Origin of the sequence: Treponema sp. Marseille-Q4130 (assembly GCF_014334325.1) — a bacterium.
Taxonomy (GTDB): Bacteria; Spirochaetota; Spirochaetia; order Treponematales; family Treponemataceae; genus Treponema_D.
In genome coordinates this window covers 46,000-62,611 of sequence record NZ_JACSET010000012.1, presented here as the reverse complement: position 1 = coordinate 62,611, position 16,612 = coordinate 46,000, and the positions used below count along the sequence as shown (strand labels likewise).

Here is a 16,612-nt window from a genome sequence, read left to right as displayed (position 1 = left end):
AGATTACGAAGAGTTTTAAATCCGATTATAAAAAATATTGCCGTTGCGGAACTGCGGCGAATACGCTATACTATTATTGATGTATTGTCGATAATGGGCAATTTTTCAACGAAAATTTATGGAGGCAGAATGTGAAAAAGCATTATATAATTCTTTTCAGCGCTGCGTTGGCATTCGGGTTTATATCGTGTAAATCCACGAAGCAGAACACAAAGCCGGATACGCCGGCAGCAGAACAACCGACGGCAAAGGTACCGGTTGCAACCGACAATTCCGCTGCGCTCGACGCTGCGGAGACGGCTCGACGCGCTGCCGTAAAGGCGGGTGCGGATAAAGCGGCGCCCGATCAATTCAACGAAACCGACACGCGCTATAACGATCTCGTCAAGCGGAGCAAGGCGGGCGAAAACGTAACGGTCGAACTTGCGGACGTGACGGCTCGGTATCGTGCGCTTGAAGAGTACACGAAAGCGGCTGCGCTTAAAAATCGCATCGACGAACTCGGCTTTCAATCTTACGATAAGACGAACTACAACAAGGGTGCGAATGCGCTGAGTGCGGCTGAAAAACTTTCGGCGGACAAATCGTCGACGGGCGCACAGCTCTATGAACAGGCGCATACGGCCTATGCATCGCTCAATACGGCGCTGCAGAATGCATTTAAAACGCGCGCACGCGAAGAGCGGACGGCGGCATTCAACGCAAAGCGCAATGCCGACAGCGTGTATGCGGCGGTCGCGCAAAAGAAAGCATACGACGGCGGCGTTGCGGATTTCCGCAGCGGAGACACGAGCTATGCACAGCAGGATGCCGAAAGTGCTCTCGCACACTACGGCGATGCGCGAAAAACGTTTGAAAAACTCTATGCCGATATTTCCGAAAAACGCGCGGCTGCACAGGAAGCCATCGAAAAAGCGAAAGCGAAAGTTGCCGAAACTTCGGAATACGCGGTGCAGGCGGATAAAGACGCCCCGCTTTCGGGCAGCAATATCAAAGGCATCGAAGACGAAAACGCGGTTTTGCTTAAGGCTGAAACCTACGACGATCCTACAAAGGCCGCGCAAGCGGTACCCGAAACGGTCAGCGATACGGAGGCTGCAAAATGAAAAAATTATTGATTATCATCGCTTCGCTTGCTTTTATAGGAACGATTGCGTTCGCTGTAAGCTATAAAAACAATACGTATCAAAAGCTTGCCGACGAGTATACGCGTCAAGCGCAGGCGGCTCTCAATGCCGGCCGCTACGACGAATCGATCGAACTTTCGCAAAAAGCCGAAGAAAATGCGGCGCTTTCCCGCGCATATATCGATATGATGCTTGCAAAAAAATCGGCCGAAGATGAAATGAAGATCGCACAAAATAAAATCGCATGGGCGAAAAGCATCAATGCGGATAAGAATTTTCCGATGGCGTTTACCGCCGCACAAAATAAGTATGCCGGTGCCGAAAAATCTTACGACGGCGAAGACTATAAAGCTGCGGCGAATTATGCGCGCGAATCGGTCGCCGCTCTCGACGGCGTTCGTGAAGTGACCCCGCTTCCCGAATTTTACGTCGTTCGTCCGTGGGCGGATACGAAAGATTGCTTTTGGAATATTTCGGGCCGTCCGTATATCTACAATAATCCGTTGTTGTGGGAAAATCTGTATCAGGCGAACAAAACGAATATCCCGCGTCCCGAAGATCCGAATTTGATTTTGCCCGGCATGAAAATGCAGATTCCGAGTTTGAGCGGTGAAATCCGCGACGGCGTCTACGATCCCGCGAAAGCTTACGATCCGTACAACGTCGCGCGCTGATTGCACACTTATCGGTTTATTCGTGCGGAGGATTTAATACCCCGACGCCGCTTGAAGCTTCGCTGCGAGGCTGCGGCGGGGTATCGATTGGCGTTAAATTAAAAATCGAACGGCGTACTTTTGTGCATCGTTCGATTTTTTTATCGGGACTACAATTATTGTAGAGCGCTTGTTTTGTCGCCTGCCGGCAAAACAGTCGTTTCATTTTTAATAATTTTTAGAATCTGCCGTTTGCCTTCTGCACTTTTTGTTTGCAGCGCAAATAGAGCGCGACGGCTGCCGCCATGAGCGCGTGCGAATATTCTTTTTTTGTGCCGAGACCTTCGATCACTTCATCCTGATCGAGTTCGAGGTAGTGCACATATTCGTCTTTATCCAAATGCTGTTCGTGGATATTCGTCAAATCTTCCGCGGCAAAAAAATGCACATGATTCGACATGAGCGCGGGGTTCGGACTCATCGTTCCGAGATAGGTCAGCCGTCCCGCCGTGTGTCCCGTTTCTTCGCGCAGCTCCCGTGCGGCCGCCTGTTCGGGCGTTTCTCCTTCGTCCATGACGCCGCCGGGGAATTCGATGCTCAGCACGCATTCGGCGTGCCGCCATTGTTTTACCATCAAAAACTTACTGCCGTGTACCGGTACGACGATCGCCCAATCGTGTCCCGGTTCGATGACCATGTAGTTCCCTTTTTGTCCGTCGGATGCAACGCTGTCCGTTTCGGTTACCGTAAACACGGGTGTTTTTAATAATACTCGTTTTCCGTTTTCCTGCCAAATAAGCGCGCTGTCGTCAGCATCCATATCCGATCGCTCCCGTACCGTTGATATATAAAGTTTTCCGATAAAACAAATTGCTTTATTTTTCGGTTATATTGAGTTATACTGTATTTACGGAAATTATAAAAGCGTGTATGCGCGTATATTTGCGTGTACGGCTGAAAACTTCCTGCAAAAGTTTTTATGGGAGGTATGGTAAAAAGCGTCGTCTGAAATATCGCTGCCGCTTTTTACCTCGAGTTTGCGCGAGTATTTGCAGAAAACGTGTATACGTATTTTTTTCGATAAAATCGTATACATACGATATACTTTATTTTGCAAACTCGACTATTTAACGTGTGCGCTCTCGCGCACGGCTAAAAACTTTTTCGGATATTAAAATATCCTGCAAAAGTTTTTATGGGAGGTGCGTATGGCTATAGTTGCGATTTCCCGGCAGATTGCGGCGCTCGGCGATGAAATCGCTGCGATCGCGGCGGAAAAACTCGGATACGTGTTTATCCGCAGGGATGAGCTTGAAAAACGCATCGTGCAGCACGGATTTCCCGCCGAAAAGCTCGGCAAGTACGATGAAAAAAAACCGGGATTTTTTGCCGCACTCGTCAAAGACCGCGACGAATATTTGCACTATCTGCAGACGGCAGTCCTCGAAGCGGCGAGCGAAAACAACTGTGTGCTTATCGGACGCGGTTCGTATATCATATTGGAAGACGTTCCAAATGTCGTTTCATTCCGTCTCGTTGCGAAAGATTCCGTCAGACTGCAGAGGCTCGAAAACGAATTCGCATGCACGAAAAAACAGGCACAGCAAAAGATCGATGAAAGCGATAAAAACAGGAGCGGTTTTCATAAAAGTTTTTTTGACATCGATATAGCCGATCCGACGCATTTTCATTTTGTGCTGAATACGGGACTTATCGGTGCGGATGAAGGCGGTGCGCTTATCGCCGATTTTGTTAAATCGCATATTTCATCCGAACGCGACGCGCTCGGAGCGGAAAAAATAAAAACGCTGCTTGCCGCACAACGCCTCGTCAATACGCTCGTATTTACACATAAGGTCAATATCGAATTTTTGCATGCCGTTATCGACGGCAATACGATTGTGCTGCAGGGTGTTGCGGATTCTTCGGCCGTCGTCGAACAAGCCGTCGCGCTTTCAAAAAAAGAGATGCCCGGATACGACGTAAAGTCCCGCATAAGCATCGTTCAGGATTTTAAAGCGCACCCGAAATGATTGTGCCTCTCTCATGCGAACGGTCACCGGCTGCCGCGTCTTGACACTATGCGCCTTTAAAAACATACTGACGGTATGAAACTCGCAAACGCATTTACGTCGGTACGCGTTGTCTTTGCGCCGGTATTTTTCCTTATCTATTTTATACCGATTTGGACGGGGCGATTTGCCGGCGTTTCGGCAGCCCTTATGATTCCTCTTCTGGCGTGCATGGAATTCACCGATTTTCTCGACGGATTTTTTGCGCGCAAAACGGGTGAGGTGAGCGATTTCGGCAAGATGTTCGATCCCTTTGCGGACGTCATCGTGCATTTGACGACATTTACGTGTTTTATGCATTCGTTCAGCCCGTCCGTGAAAAGCTATCTTCCGGTATGGGTATTCGTATTGATTTTGTACCGCGAGTTTTCGCAGAATTTTTTGCGTATGGTCGCGGCAAAGCAAGGTACGGCGATCGCCGCGCGAAAGGGCGGAAAACTCAAAACCGTATTTTACGTCACCTCGGGATTTGTTTCGCTCATCCCCGAATGCGCGCTGCGCTTTTACGCGGCGAAAGGGGAAGCTGTCGGCGGTATCGTTTTATCCGTCGTGCAGCATATGGCGGTTTGGAAGAATGCCGCACTCGGTATGTTTATCGTAAGCCTTGCCCTGTGCTATATTTCCTTTGCCGATTACCTTGCGCACTTTAAGTCGATTTTAAAAGATATGTGAAAAGCATCGTTCGGTTTTGTTCCGACGGTCGATTTTTTTCGCACTTGATTTTTTTGCCGACAAAGGCTATAACGTGAATATGAAAAATGCAGGCGATGTAAACACTTTTGTACAAAAGGGGTTTGCATCGCTTTTCTATTTTTAAAGTGCGGGACAAAACGCCGGAGGACTGTATGCCGAATGTGCAGGAATTGTTCGGGAGCATGGTTTTTAATCAAAAGGTGATGCGCGAGCTTTTGCCGAAAGACACGTTTAAAGCGCTCAAAAAAACGCTCGACGACGGTACGCCGCTCGAACTTGAAATCGCGAATCAAGTGGCGCACGCGATGAAAGAGTGGGCTATTTCGAAAGGCGCGACGCACTACACGCATTGGTTTCAGCCGCTCACCGGCATTACGGCGGAAAAGCACGAAAGTTTTATCGCTCCCGACAAAAACGGCGGCGTCATTATGGAGTTCGGCGGCAAAGAGCTTGTCAAAGGCGAAAGCGATGCGTCGTCGTTTCCGTCGGGCGGAAGCCGCGCCACTTTTGAAGCGCGCGGGTACACGGTGTGGGATCCGACGGCGTACGCGTTCGTAAAGGATCATTCTCTGTGTATTCCGACGGCCTTCTGTTCGTACACGGGAGAAGCCCTCGATAAAAAAACGCCGCTCCTTCGTTCCATCGAAGCGCTCAGTAAACAGGCTGTGCGCGTGCTTCGTCTTTTCGGCGAAAAAAACGTCGAACACGTGATTTCCTGCGTCGGTGCCGAACAGGAATATTTTTTGATCGATGAAAAACTCTATGAAAAGCGCAGAGATCTTCAGATGACGGGGCGGACGCTTTTCGGCGCAAAACCCGCGAAAGGGCAGGAGATGGACGACCAGTATTTTACCGCGATCACGCCGCGCGTTACGGAATACATGGAAGACCTCAACGAAGAGTTGTGGAAGCTCGGCATCTTTGCCAAGACGGAACACAATGAAACGGCTCCCGCCCAGCACGAAATGGCGCCGATTTTTTCGACGACGAATTTGGCGGCCGATCAAAATCAGCTGACGATGGAGATCATGAAAAAGGTTGCACGTCGGCACGGGCTTGTGTGTCTGCTGCACGAAAAACCTTTTGCCGGCATCAACGGCAGCGGCAAGCACAACAACTGGTCGATCGAAACCGATTCGGGCGAAGGTCTTTTGAAGCCGGGCGATACGCCGAGGGAAAACGCACGCTTTTTGCTTTTCCTCACCGCGGTGATCCGCGCCGTCGACGACAATCAGGATTTGCTGCGCATTTCGGTTGCGAGTGCGGGAAACGATCACCGGCTCGGAGCGAACGAAGCGCCGCCTGCAATCATGTCGATATTCGTCGGCGACGAGCTCGAAGCCGTATTGAAATCGATTAAAGACGGAACGCCGTACAGCGCGAAATCAAAACAAAAGATAAAAATCGGCGCGGATGTTTTGCCGCCCATCCCGAAAGATACGACCGACCGCAACCGCACGTCTCCTTTCGCGTTCACCGTAAATAAATTCGAATTCCGCTCGGTCGGTTCTTCTCTGTCGATTTCGGGGCCGATGACGACGCTCAATGCGATCGTCGCAGACGTTTTGAAAGAGTATGCCGACAAACTCGAAGGCGCGAAAGACTTCAATCAAGCGCTGCAGGAACTTATTAAAAAAGAAATTACGGATCACTGGAAAATCATCTTTAACGGTAACGGCTACGGAGACGATTGGGTTTCGGAAGCGAAAAAGCGCGGGCTTTTAAATCTGCGCAATCTTCCGGAAGCGGTCGCCGAATATCTGAAACCGAAAAACGTCAAACTGTATACCGAAACGGGCATCTACACCGAAGCGGAGATGAAAAGTCACTACGAAGTAAAGCTCGAAAAATACTGCCAAGTGCTCAATATCGAAGTCGGCACGATGCTCGAAATGGTCAATAAAAATATCATGCCCTCCGTGCTCGGATATATGGATTCGATCGCGGAGACTGTCGTATCGGTAAAAAATGCCCTTCCGCTTGCAAAATGCGGCGCGGGGATTTCGCTGCTCGAAAAACTCGATGAGCTTGCCGATTCTCTTTCGGCAGAGACGGCTTCGCTTTTTGAAAAGCATGCGGAGGCGATCGCAAACGGCGATTATATGCTCCGCGCAAAAGCTTACGCCGAAAAAGTGATCCCCGCGATGGAAAAAGTACGTGCGGTGACCGACGCCATAGAGCCGCTGCTTGCCGAATCGTACAAGCCGTTTCCGTCGTATGAAGAGTTGCTTTTCAGCGTGTGAAGGGTGGGGTGCCGCGCGTTTACGGCAGCGCCGCCGGTGTAAACACGATGCGATTTCACCTGCGAAAAGCACGGGGCTCCATCATCGGAAATGCGATTAAAAATTAACGCCGCACGAAGCGTAATACGCATTCTTGTCGATATGCGTATCGCTGTCCGCTTTACAGCTTTCCCGATTCCGCCGCTCCCGCGAGTCCTATGTCTTTACGATAAAACGCGCCTTCGAAGCGTATCGCGCCGATCGCGTCGTATGCCTTCTTTCGCGCGTCGTCGAAGTCCGTGCCGTGCGCGCTGCATGCGAGCACGCGCCCGCCGTCGGTTACGAGTTTTCCGTCCGCGGTGCGTTTTGCTCCCGCGATAAATAATTGCGCGCCGGCCGATTGTACGCGCTTTTCATCGATTGTAATTTCTTTGCCTTTTTTGTATGCGCCGGGGTAGCCCTCCGAAACGATGACCGGAGCGACGACGCATCCCGTTTTCCATTTGAACGCGAAATTGTCAAGCGAGCCGTTGACGATCGAACAGCACATCGCGGCAAAGTCGAAATCGGCGAGCGGGAGTACCGCCTGCGTTTCGGGATCTCCGAGCCGCACGTTGTATTCGAGGAGTTTCGGTCCGTCTTTTGTGAGCATAACGCCGAAAAAGATAAAACCGCGGTAATCGAAATTTTCGGCGATGAGTCCTTTGAGCGTCGGCGAAAGGATGTCGCGCCGGAAACGCTCCATCGTTTCGCCGGTTACGTCGGCGAGCGGGCATACGGCGCCCATGCCGCCTGTGTTCGGCCCTTGCGCTCCGTCGAGCAGGCGTTTATGATCACGCGCCGGTAAAAACGGCACGATTTTCGCTTTTTGTTTTTTTGCAGCTTCAGATGTTACCGAAACTGCGGCAAGCACGGAGATTTCGACGCCTTCGAGATATTCTTCGATAACGATTTTTTTTCCGGCTTTTCCGACGCTGCCCGAATCCATGATATCGCCGATCGCCGAAAGGGCTTCTTCGACGGTCGCCGCGACGACAACGCCCTTTCCCGCTGCAAGCCCGTCCGCTTTGATGACGACCGGCGCACCGTTCTGTCGGACGTATGCTTTCGCTTGTTCGCTGTCACTGAACGTTTCGCTTTTTGCGCACGCGACACCGTAGGTATGCATAAAGCGTTTTGCAAAATCTTTGCTCGCTTCGAGTTCGGCCGCCGCTTTTTTCGGCCCGATGCACGGAATATCGGCTTTCCAAAAATCGTCCGCAATGCCTTCCGCGAGCGGATTTTCCGGTCCTACGATCGCCATAATGCATTCTTCGCGTTGTGCGATCTGCACGCAAGCCGGCACACCGTCATCTTTGAGGTAATCGCATAGCGCCGCGTCGACGTTTTTGCACTTCGGTTCTGCAGCCGTACCTCCGTTTCCGGGAACGACGATAATTTTTTGTACGAGCGGGCTTTGCGCAAGGCAGCGCGCTATCGCGTGTTCGCGGCCGCCCGAGCCGATGAGAATGATATTCATGCGTTTATGATAAAGTAAAAAAACGTGAGTTACAATACGGGCTGTCTCAAAAGGGCGCTTACTTTTTTAGCAGGCGGGCGAGTGTAAAATTAAGTCTTTATACTGAAATTTTTGGACGGTTCCTAAAAACTTTCGAAAAGTTAGCATAGGCTATTGACAGTTTCTGCCGGTTAGCGTATATTAACCGAGTAGGTGTATGCCTATTTCAGGGTATACTACCAAGCAGGTGAATTATGATGCCTTTATCGATGTGTGCAATCGGTGAACAATGCACGGTAAAAAAAGTCGGCGGTACGGCGGACGTAAAGCAGCGACTCAACGAAATCGGCTTTAACGTCGGTACGGCGGTTACTGTCGTGTCTACGACTGACGGAAATATTATCGTACAGGTAAAAGAATCCCGAATTGCATTAAACCGCGCGATGGCTAACCGCATCATGGTGTGAGCGCGGATTTTTTTACGGTGTGATTTATTAAGGCCGTCAAGAGGTCAAGGAGATCATAATGAAAACATTGCGAAATGTTACCGTCGGTGAAACGGTAACGGTCAAAAGGTTGGATGGGGAAGGTGCATTGAAACGCCGCCTCATGGATATGGGTTTTACCAACGGATGCAGCGTGTATATTCGTAAAGTCGCGCCGCTCGGCGATCCGGTCGAAGTGACGATCAGGGGATACGAGTTGAGCGTTCGCAAAGACGATGCGGACTGTATCGAGGTAGAATGAGCGCTTTCAAACGGTTGTGTACGAATCGCACATGTCTTGTATTGAAAACGACTGAAGATTTTTGTAGCTTGTGGAGGAACTATGGCAACAATTAAGATTGCGCTTGCAGGAAACCCGAACTGCGGCAAAACGACAATGTTCAATTCGCTGACGGGGGCGAACCAGTATGTCGGCAACTGGCCGGGAGTAACGGTAGAAAAAAAAGAAGGCCGAATGAAAGGCGAAAGCGATATTATCGTTACGGACTTGCCCGGTATTTATTCGCTTTCTCCGTATACGCCTGAAGAAGTCGTAAGCCGCGATTATCTCGCCGGAAACGATCCTGCGGCGGTTTTGAATCTTGTCGATTCGACGAACATCGAACGAAACTTATATTTAACGACGCAAATTCTCGAGCTCGGAAAGCCCGTCGTCATTGCGCTGAACATGATCGACGTGCTGAAAAAATCGGGCGATAAAATCGATACGGAAAAACTGAGCGAAGCGCTCGGCTGTAAGATAATCGAAACGTCCGCCTTAAAAGGTACGGGCGTCAAAGAAGCCGCGCGCGCTGCAGCGGAAGCGGCCCGCAACTCGAAAACGGTTATGCCGAAAAAATGCTTTTCCGCAAACGTCGAACAGGCGATCTCAAAAATGGAAGCGCTTGTTCCCTCAGATATTTCTGCAGAACTCAAACGCTGGTATGCGATCAAGCTGATCGAGCGCGATAGTGTTGTGCTGGAGCGTCTGCACCTTTCGGCGGAAGATGCCGCAAAAGCGGAAGAGATCACAAAAGCCCTTGAATCGGATTACAACGACGATTCCGAATCGCTCATCACGAACGAACGCTACGAATACATCACGAAGATGCTGAAAGGCTGCTTGAAAAAATCGGGCAATAAACTGACGACATCCGACAAGGTCGATAAAATCGTAACGAACCGCTGGCTCGGTATTCCGATCTTCCTTGCCGTCATGTGGGTCATCTATTATATTTCGGTGACGACGGTCGGTACGTGGATGACGGATTGGACGAACGATTCGTTTGTCGCGGGTATTCAGGAGATCGTTTCCGGCTGGATGGAAAATGCGGGTGCAAACGAAGTGCTCACCGATTGTCTTGTCAACGGTTTGATCGGCGGTGTCGGTACGATCCTCGGCTTCGTGCCGCAGATGGCCGTTTTGTTTTTGCTGCTTTCAATCGTCGAAGATATCGGCTATATGGTGCGCATCGCGTTCGTTATGGATCGCGTGTTCAGACACTTCGGACTTTCGGGAAAAAGCTTTATCCCGCTGCTCATCTCTTCGGGCTGCGGCGTTCCCGGTATTATGGCGTCGAAGACGATCGAAAACGAAAACGACCGCCGCTTGACGATTATAACGACGACGTGGGTGCCCTGCGGCGCAAAGCTTCCCGTTATCGCGCTTATGGGCGCGGTCATGGTACAGCATGTGTCGGGTATGAACTCGGCGTGGCTTGCTCCGGCTATGTATGCGACGGGCGTTGCGTGCGTACTCATCGCGGCTATTATGCTTAAAAAAACAAAGCCCTTCCACGGCGAAGCGGCTCCCTTCGTTATGGAATTGCCCCAATATCATATTCCGCAGCCGAAGACGGTGCTCATCCATACGTGGGAACGTTTGAAAGGCTTTATGATCAAAGCGGGAACCGTGCTTTTCCTCATGTGCTTGGTCATGTGGTTCCTGTCGAGCTACGGTTTCGGCGAAGAGGGTTTCGGTCTTGTCGATCCTGCCGAGTCGATGCTCGCCGCGATCGGTAACGTGCTCCGCTGGATCTTCGTACCGCTCGGTTTCGGAGGCGAAGTCGGCGGTTGGCAGGCGGCTGCTTCCGCGATTTCCGGTTTCGTTGCGAAAGAAGGTATCGTCAGTACGATGGGCGTTCTCGCAAACGTCGCTGAAGAAAGCGTTGAAGAAGCCGATGCTGTTGCAAGCGCGGTCGCGACGTGGTTCCCGACGCTTCCCGCAGCTATTTCGTATCTCGTGTTCAACCTGCTCGATTCGCCGTGTATCGCGGCTATTTCGACGATGGCGCAAAACCTGCAAAGCCGGAAGTGGTTTTGGTTCGCGGTTCTGTTCCAGAACATATTCGCATACGTTATCGCCCTCTGTGTGTATCAGTACGGTATGCTGATTACCGCCGGTGCATTCGGTGTCGGAACGGTGTTCGCGATCCTCTTTACGATCGCGATCCTTGTTATGCTGTTCCGTCCGGATCCCTATAAAAAACAGGAACGCATGATGCGCGGTCGCGCGTTTGCCGCTGCGTAATGGGACATGAATATTGATCTGAAAAGAAAGAGAAACATACGCAATGTAAAAAAGTATTTATAAAAGGTGATCGGCTGCAGCGTCTGCCCGACGGACGCTGCAGCTTTACGGCGGACGGTTCGCGGGTAAAGCGTGAGCGGTTTTGCCTGCGGTTTACGGAGGTTCGTATGGTTGCAAATATTATTGCAGTGCTTTGTATCGGTGTGTGGGGATTTTTTGCGCTGCGGGCTGTCATAAAAACCCATCACGAAGCGAAGATTACCGGCAATCCGGGGTGCCTCGGGTGCACGGGTTGGTGTTCGTCAAAAGGCGGCTGCCACGAATTTTCAAATGTAGAAAAATTTTTGGCGGAGCATGTGAAAAAATAAGTTTATGAGCTTTGAAGAAGCCGTCATACATTGCGGGGCTCCCGCGCTGTGCGGCATTAAACCGTCGTGCCTTTTTTCGATACGGAAAGAAGTGTACGACGCATGTAAAAGCAAAGTGAAGGAATGGCACAGCGCTTTTGCCGGAGAGGGAAAATATATCGTTGCGCTTCCGCGGCGCAATGCGCAGGTATTGTTTTTCGTGTACGATAAAAACCTGCTCGAACGGCAGTGCGGTGATTGCTGCATACGGGAGTATCTGAAAGAAAAAGCTTATCCCGTCGAATCGGGATTTAATGCGATGCTTTCCGAGTTGCTCCATCGCCTCGTCGGAGAAAACGATTTTCCCCACGAGGTCGGCGTCTTCCTCGGCTATCCGCTTGAGGATGTCGTTCAGTTTGAAAAAACTGCGGGCGGCAATTACCGGTATGCGGGGTTTTGGAAAGTGTACGGAGATGTGCACGCCGCTCGAAAGCGGATGGAACAATACAGAACGTGCAGTGAGGGCTGCCGTAAATTATTAAAGAGAGGATTATCCGTGCCGCTTGCGGCGAAAAAATACGCGCGCGGTGCGTTAATACATAATAATTATTGAATGGAGGCAAGTAATGACAAAAGCAATCGTATATGCGAGCACGACGGGAAATACGGAAGCGATGGCTCTGGCGATCGAAAAAGGCGCGAAGAGTTCGGGAGCGACCGTCATAATGAAAAAAGCGGATGAAGCGTCCGCTGCGGAAGTTTTAGGCGCCGATGTGCTTATTCTCGGCAGCCCCGCGATGGGTGCGGAAGTCCTTGAAGACAGCATGGAATCGTTCTTTGCGTCGATCGAAGGCAGCCTCGGCGGAAAAAAAGTTGCGCTCTTCGGCTCCTATGACTGGGGCGACGGACAATGGCTTCGCGACTGGGCCGACCGCGTCAAAAATGCGGGCGGTACGATGGTAAACGGTGAAGGTCTTATGGTCCACCTCGAACCGGATGCGGACGCGATCAAAGCGTGCGAAGACCTGGGTGCAAGCGCATAACAAAAAAGGCGGCACCGTTTGCGCTGCATGATTTACGGCGGTCGGCGGTGAAGCGGACGGGATCGGAAAGAGTCCTTACTATCGGTTCTTCTGCGTGCAAGGGGGTTGTCAATTCTCTTGCACGGGACATAGCTACACAGTAAAAGTTTCCAGCTTTTCACAGGGTCTGCTGCGTACGCCACAAGCGCACAGACCCTGGTTTTTTTGAAAACTCATCATAAAAATTATTAAGGGGGTTGCTATGGCGGTAAATGTAATCATTATTTTAATAATCGCAGTCGGGTTCGTGTTCGGCGTACGTTCGATTTTGCGGAGCGCTGCAGGAAAAAGCTGCTGTTCCGGCGGAGACTCCATCGTCAAGATAGGGCCGTCGGATCCGGATCGTTCGCATTATCCGTACCGTGCGGAAGCGACGGTGGAAGGTATGACATGCAAAAACTGCGCGCTGCGCGTCACGAATGCGCTCAACAGCCTCGACGACGTATGGGCGACCGTAAATCTCAAAAAAAATTCGGTATCGATTTTATTGAAACAAAACGGCGGTGAAGCGGCGCTCGTCGAAGCGGTTTCAAAAGCCGGCTATACGATGAAAGACGTTCGAATCGCGGCAGTGTGATCGGAATTTTTATCAAAATGCGATGCCGAGTGTTGGCAAAGCTCGGCCTTTTTGTTAATATGCTCTTATGAAACCGACAAAAAAAGCCGAATCGATGACGGCCGCCGAATTGGCGCAATACATCGACCATTCCGTATTGAAACCGCAGTTTACGTTGGACGATATCCGCGAGCAGATAAAGCGCGGTATCGCATACGGCTGCAAAACCGTGTGCGTCAATCCCGCGTATGCATCCCTTGCAAAAGAATTGTGCGCCGGAACGAAGACCGGCGTATGTGCGGTGTGCGATTTTCCGTTCGGCGCTTCTTCGACGGAAAGTAAAGTCGCACAGGCGGAACTCATTTTAAAAGGCGGCGGCATAGAGGATTTGGACGTCGTTGCAAATTACGGACTTATGCGCAGCGGCGCGTGGGATGAAGCGAAGCGCGACATCAAAGCCGTTACCGATGCGGCACACGCACACGGCGCGAATATAAAAGTCATATTCGAAACCGATGCGCTTTCGATGGACGAAATCGTACGGGCGACGGAAATAGCCTGCGAGGCGGGAGTCGACTTTGTCAAAACGTCGACCGGATTTTATACCGGCGGCGAATTGCACGGAGCGACTCCGGAAATCATAAAAGCGATGATCGATACGGTTGCCGGAAGATGCCGCGTAAAAGGCTCAGGCTGTATCCGCAGCCGAGAGCATTTTCTAGCGCTTATCGACCTCGGCATAGATCGTATGGGAATCGGTTATACGTCGACTCCGATTGTACTCAACATACAGTGATATCGGGCGGGGAAACGACACCGACGGTTTCTTTTCCCCGCACCCTTGTTCTTCCCTTACAACGTGAGCGACGGCGGCGCATAAGCGCGCGCTTTCAATTCGTTGTCGAGCATATACAGGGCTTTCGCATCGCTTCCGAACAGATCGTATTTTTTAATCATATCGTCGGCATTCTTTTCTTCTTCGCCCTGCTCCTTTACGAACCAATCCAAAAACTGCATCGTCCGGTAATCTTTTACCGCTTGTGCAGCATCATAGATCGCGTGGATCAAACTCGTCACGTACTGTTCGTGCTTGAGCGATACGGTCAGGGCGTCTTTCAGCTGTTCGTAGCTGTGATTCGGTTTTTCGATCGCTTCGAGCGTTATGCGCTCACCGTTATTTTGCAGATACTGCAGTATCAGATCCGCGTGATCCTGTTCTTCCTTCGCTTGGATTTTGTACCAATTGCCGAAGCCTTCCAAACCCTTGTCGTAAAAATAATTTGAAATATCCAAATACAGATATGCCGAAAACAATTCCTTGTTGATTTGATCGTTCAGCAGTTTTTGCACCTTTTTATCGAGCATAGTATTCTCCTTGTCGTTTTTTAATAAAATAATTATAATTATCTTATTTGTCAACTTGTGCATAAGTGTGACATGTTATACAGTGATTCCGACAAGGACAGTACAGAATGAAAACGATAACGATTGACGGAGAGCACCTCACAATCGACGACGTGTGTGCCGTTGCATACGGAACAAGCGTAATTTCGTTTCCGGAGGACGACGCGTTTTTCGAAACGCTTCGCCGCTCGCGCAAATTTCTCGAAGATTATATCGCAAAGGGATTTCCGACATACGGAGTGACGACGGGCTTCGGCGATTCGTGCGCAAATCAAATCAATCCCTCCCGCGCGGCAGAGCTGCAAAAATCCATCGTGCGTTTCCACGGCATCGGACTCGGTAAAAAATTTTCGCATGAAGAAGGACGCGCCGTCGTACTGTGCCGCTTGAACTCCGACGTAAAAGGCGGGCATTCGGCGATCAGAGTCGCCCTTGCAGAAATGCTCAAAACCCTGCTCGACAAAGATATCGTTCCCGTGATCCCCGAACTGGGATCGGTCGGCGCCTCGGGCGATTTGACGCCGCTGTCCTATGTGGCTGCCGTCGTTATGGGAGAGCGCGAAGTATATTACAAAGGTAAAATAGTTCCGGCGATCGATGCGCTCAAAGCCGAAGGAATCGCCCCTCTTCCGCTTGCGGCGAAAGAGGGACTTGCGATCATGAACGGTACGTCGGTGATGACGGCCGTCGCCTCCCTTTCGTGGAAGCGCGCGCGGAGGCTTGCGAACATCTGCGATTTTGTCACCGCAGCGACTGCGGAGATCGTACGCGGCAACGAAGTGCCCTTCCGAAAAAAAGTCGCGGAGATGAAAAATCATACGGGGCAGATCGAAAGCGCGGGCTATATTTATGATATCGTAAAAAACTCGAAGCGCGTGTATCGATACGAAGACTTGCTCGAACGCATCGGCTCCATCGGCGACGCGCAGTTTGAAAAGCGCTTTGTCAAAATTCAGGATCGCTATTCCATTCGCTGCGCTCCGCAGATAAACGGCGTCCTGCGAGATACGCTTCGGATCGCACGGCAGTGGATCGAAGAAGAGCTCAACTCCGCGAACGACAATCCGCTCGTCAACGTCGATACGCAAGAGCTCTACAACACCGGCAATTTTTACGGCGGACACATCTGTGCCGCCTGCGATTACCTGCGCATTGCGCTTGCGAATATCAGCGATTTGGCGGACAAACAGGCGGAGATCATCATCGACGGAAAATTCAACAACCTCACGGAAAATCTGATCCCGTTTACGGACGATACCGACGAACGCGCGGGACTGCGATTCGGCTTTAAGGCGGCGCAGATCACGATGTCGGCGATCCGTGCGGAAGTGCAGCATTGCTGTACGGCGATGAGTATTCAGTCGAGTCCGACGGAAGCGCTCAATCAGGATAAAGTTTCCATGGGTACGATTTCGGCGCGGAAACTGCGCGACCAAATCGATCTTATCTATCTGCAATACGCCGTACACATACTCGCAGTGTGCCAAGCGGTCGATTTGATAGGCGCCTCCGAGTTCGGCGAATTTACGCAACGATTGTATGCCCAAGTGCGCGCCGTCTCCGCTCCGCTCGTCGACGACCGCCGGCTCGATGAAGATGCGGAAAAAGTCGCACGGCTGCTCGAGGCGACGGAGCTTTTCGACTGAACGATCCGGGCTTGCTGAAAATACGATCGGGTTTTTCGAGATGCCCGTCACAGTAAACCGAGCGCCGAAAGACGCGTTTCCAGTGCTGCCGCCGTTGTAAATAAAAAAGTCGAAAGCCCGAGTGCTTCGGCGGCCTCTATGTTTTCCGGATTATCGTCGGCTGGAAACACACCCGCATTCTTGCGTACAGCGTAAAAGCTTGTTTAATTATTTCATTGATATTATCGATTTTTCCTCTTTCCAAATTTGACATTTGGAGTTATACTATATAAGCATCAGGAGATATCATTGAGATTT

The 16,612-nt window shown here is 50.9% G+C and carries 17 protein-coding genes; 14 read left to right on the top strand and 3 right to left on the bottom strand.

From position 1 onward, the window contains the following. Positions 1–131: 131 nt before the first annotated feature. Together H9I36_RS11415 and H9I36_RS11410 are read left to right on the top strand one after the other, a co-directional pair. Positions 132–1,106 (top strand): hypothetical protein, encoded by a 975-nt coding sequence (locus H9I36_RS11415; protein WP_187385479.1) that lies wholly within the window; start codon positions 132–134, stop codon positions 1,104–1,106. Continuing rightward, the gene (locus H9I36_RS11410; protein WP_187385478.1) at positions 1,103–1,801 is read left to right on the top strand and encodes a LysM peptidoglycan-binding domain-containing protein; all 699 of its coding nucleotides are present in this window, start codon (positions 1,103–1,105) and stop codon (positions 1,799–1,801) included. The genes H9I36_RS11415 and H9I36_RS11410 overlap by 4 nt, the downstream gene beginning before the upstream one ends. 217 nt (positions 1,802–2,018) lie before the next feature. On the opposite strand, the gene H9I36_RS11405 is transcribed toward H9I36_RS11410, so the two are convergent. Then, positions 2,019–2,600, bottom strand: a complete 582-nt coding sequence (locus H9I36_RS11405; protein WP_187385477.1) for an NUDIX hydrolase — start codon at positions 2,598–2,600, stop codon at positions 2,019–2,021. Positions 2,601–2,988: 388 nt separating this feature from the next. On the opposite strand from H9I36_RS11405, the gene H9I36_RS11400 reads away from it, so the two are divergent. The 3 genes from H9I36_RS11400 (at position 2,989) to H9I36_RS11390 (ending at position 6,788) form a co-directional block, all read left to right on the top strand. Further along, a complete protein-coding gene (locus H9I36_RS11400) occupies positions 2,989–3,813 on the top strand; it encodes a cytidylate kinase-like family protein (protein ID WP_187385476.1) in 825 nt (274 codons plus the stop codon). Positions 3,814–3,888: 75 nt separating this feature from the next. Beyond that, positions 3,889–4,524: a CDP-alcohol phosphatidyltransferase family protein gene (locus H9I36_RS11395; protein WP_187385475.1), complete on the top strand. Its 636-nt coding sequence runs from the start codon at positions 3,889–3,891 to the stop codon at positions 4,522–4,524. Between the two features lie 173 nt (positions 4,525–4,697). After that, on the top strand, positions 4,698–6,788 hold the full coding sequence (locus H9I36_RS11390) for a glutamine synthetase III family protein (protein WP_187385474.1): 2,091 nt from the start codon (positions 4,698–4,700) through the stop codon (positions 6,786–6,788). Between the two features lie 160 nt (positions 6,789–6,948). Here the strand turns inward: H9I36_RS11390 and purD are convergent, their stop codons facing one another. Further along, positions 6,949–8,286: a phosphoribosylamine--glycine ligase gene (gene purD, locus H9I36_RS11385; RefSeq protein WP_187385473.1), complete on the bottom strand. Its 1,338-nt coding sequence runs from the start codon at positions 8,284–8,286 to the stop codon at positions 6,949–6,951. Positions 8,287–8,519: 233 nt separating this feature from the next. Here purD and H9I36_RS11380 point away from each other — a divergent pair, with 233 nt between their 5' ends. From H9I36_RS11380 to deoC, 8 genes are all read left to right on the top strand, one after another. Next, positions 8,520–8,732: a FeoA family protein gene (locus H9I36_RS11380; RefSeq protein ID WP_187385472.1), complete on the top strand. Its 213-nt coding sequence runs from the start codon at positions 8,520–8,522 to the stop codon at positions 8,730–8,732. Between the two features lie 58 nt (positions 8,733–8,790). Beyond that, positions 8,791–9,012, top strand: a complete 222-nt coding sequence (locus H9I36_RS11375) for a FeoA family protein (protein ID WP_187385471.1) — start codon at positions 8,791–8,793, stop codon at positions 9,010–9,012. Positions 9,013–9,093: 81 nt separating this feature from the next. Further along, positions 9,094–11,280, top strand: a complete 2,187-nt coding sequence (feoB, locus tag H9I36_RS11370) for a ferrous iron transport protein B (protein ID WP_187385470.1) — start codon at positions 9,094–9,096, stop codon at positions 11,278–11,280. 167 nt (positions 11,281–11,447) lie between these two features. Next, on the top strand, positions 11,448–11,648 hold the full coding sequence (locus H9I36_RS11365) for a FeoB-associated Cys-rich membrane protein (protein ID WP_187385469.1): 201 nt from the start codon (positions 11,448–11,450) through the stop codon (positions 11,646–11,648). A gap of 4 nt (positions 11,649–11,652) precedes the next feature. Next, a complete protein-coding gene (locus H9I36_RS11360; protein ID WP_187385468.1) occupies positions 11,653–12,240 on the top strand; it encodes a DUF3793 family protein in 588 nt (195 codons plus the stop codon). 13 nt (positions 12,241–12,253) lie between these two features. Continuing rightward, positions 12,254–12,670: a flavodoxin gene (locus H9I36_RS11355; protein ID WP_187385467.1), complete on the top strand. Its 417-nt coding sequence runs from the start codon at positions 12,254–12,256 to the stop codon at positions 12,668–12,670. A 241-nt stretch (positions 12,671–12,911) separates the two neighbouring features. Further along, a complete protein-coding gene (locus tag H9I36_RS11350) occupies positions 12,912–13,286 on the top strand; it encodes a heavy-metal-associated domain-containing protein (RefSeq protein ID WP_187385466.1) in 375 nt (124 codons plus the stop codon). Between the two features lie 67 nt (positions 13,287–13,353). Then, positions 13,354–14,061 carry a deoxyribose-phosphate aldolase gene (gene deoC, locus H9I36_RS11345; protein ID WP_187385465.1) on the top strand — a complete coding sequence of 236 codons (708 nt, stop codon included), beginning with the start codon at positions 13,354–13,356 and terminating at the stop codon, positions 14,059–14,061. 56 nt (positions 14,062–14,117) lie between these two features. Here deoC and H9I36_RS11340 read toward each other — a convergent pair whose 3' ends face one another. After that, positions 14,118–14,630 (bottom strand): ferritin, encoded by a 513-nt coding sequence (locus H9I36_RS11340; protein WP_187385464.1) that lies wholly within the window; start codon positions 14,628–14,630, stop codon positions 14,118–14,120. 107 nt (positions 14,631–14,737) lie between these two features. Between H9I36_RS11340 and H9I36_RS11335 the strand changes: the two genes are divergently transcribed. Further along, positions 14,738–16,315: an HAL/PAL/TAL family ammonia-lyase gene (locus tag H9I36_RS11335; RefSeq protein ID WP_187385463.1), complete on the top strand. Its 1,578-nt coding sequence runs from the start codon at positions 14,738–14,740 to the stop codon at positions 16,313–16,315. Positions 16,316–16,612: the final 297 nt, after the last annotated feature.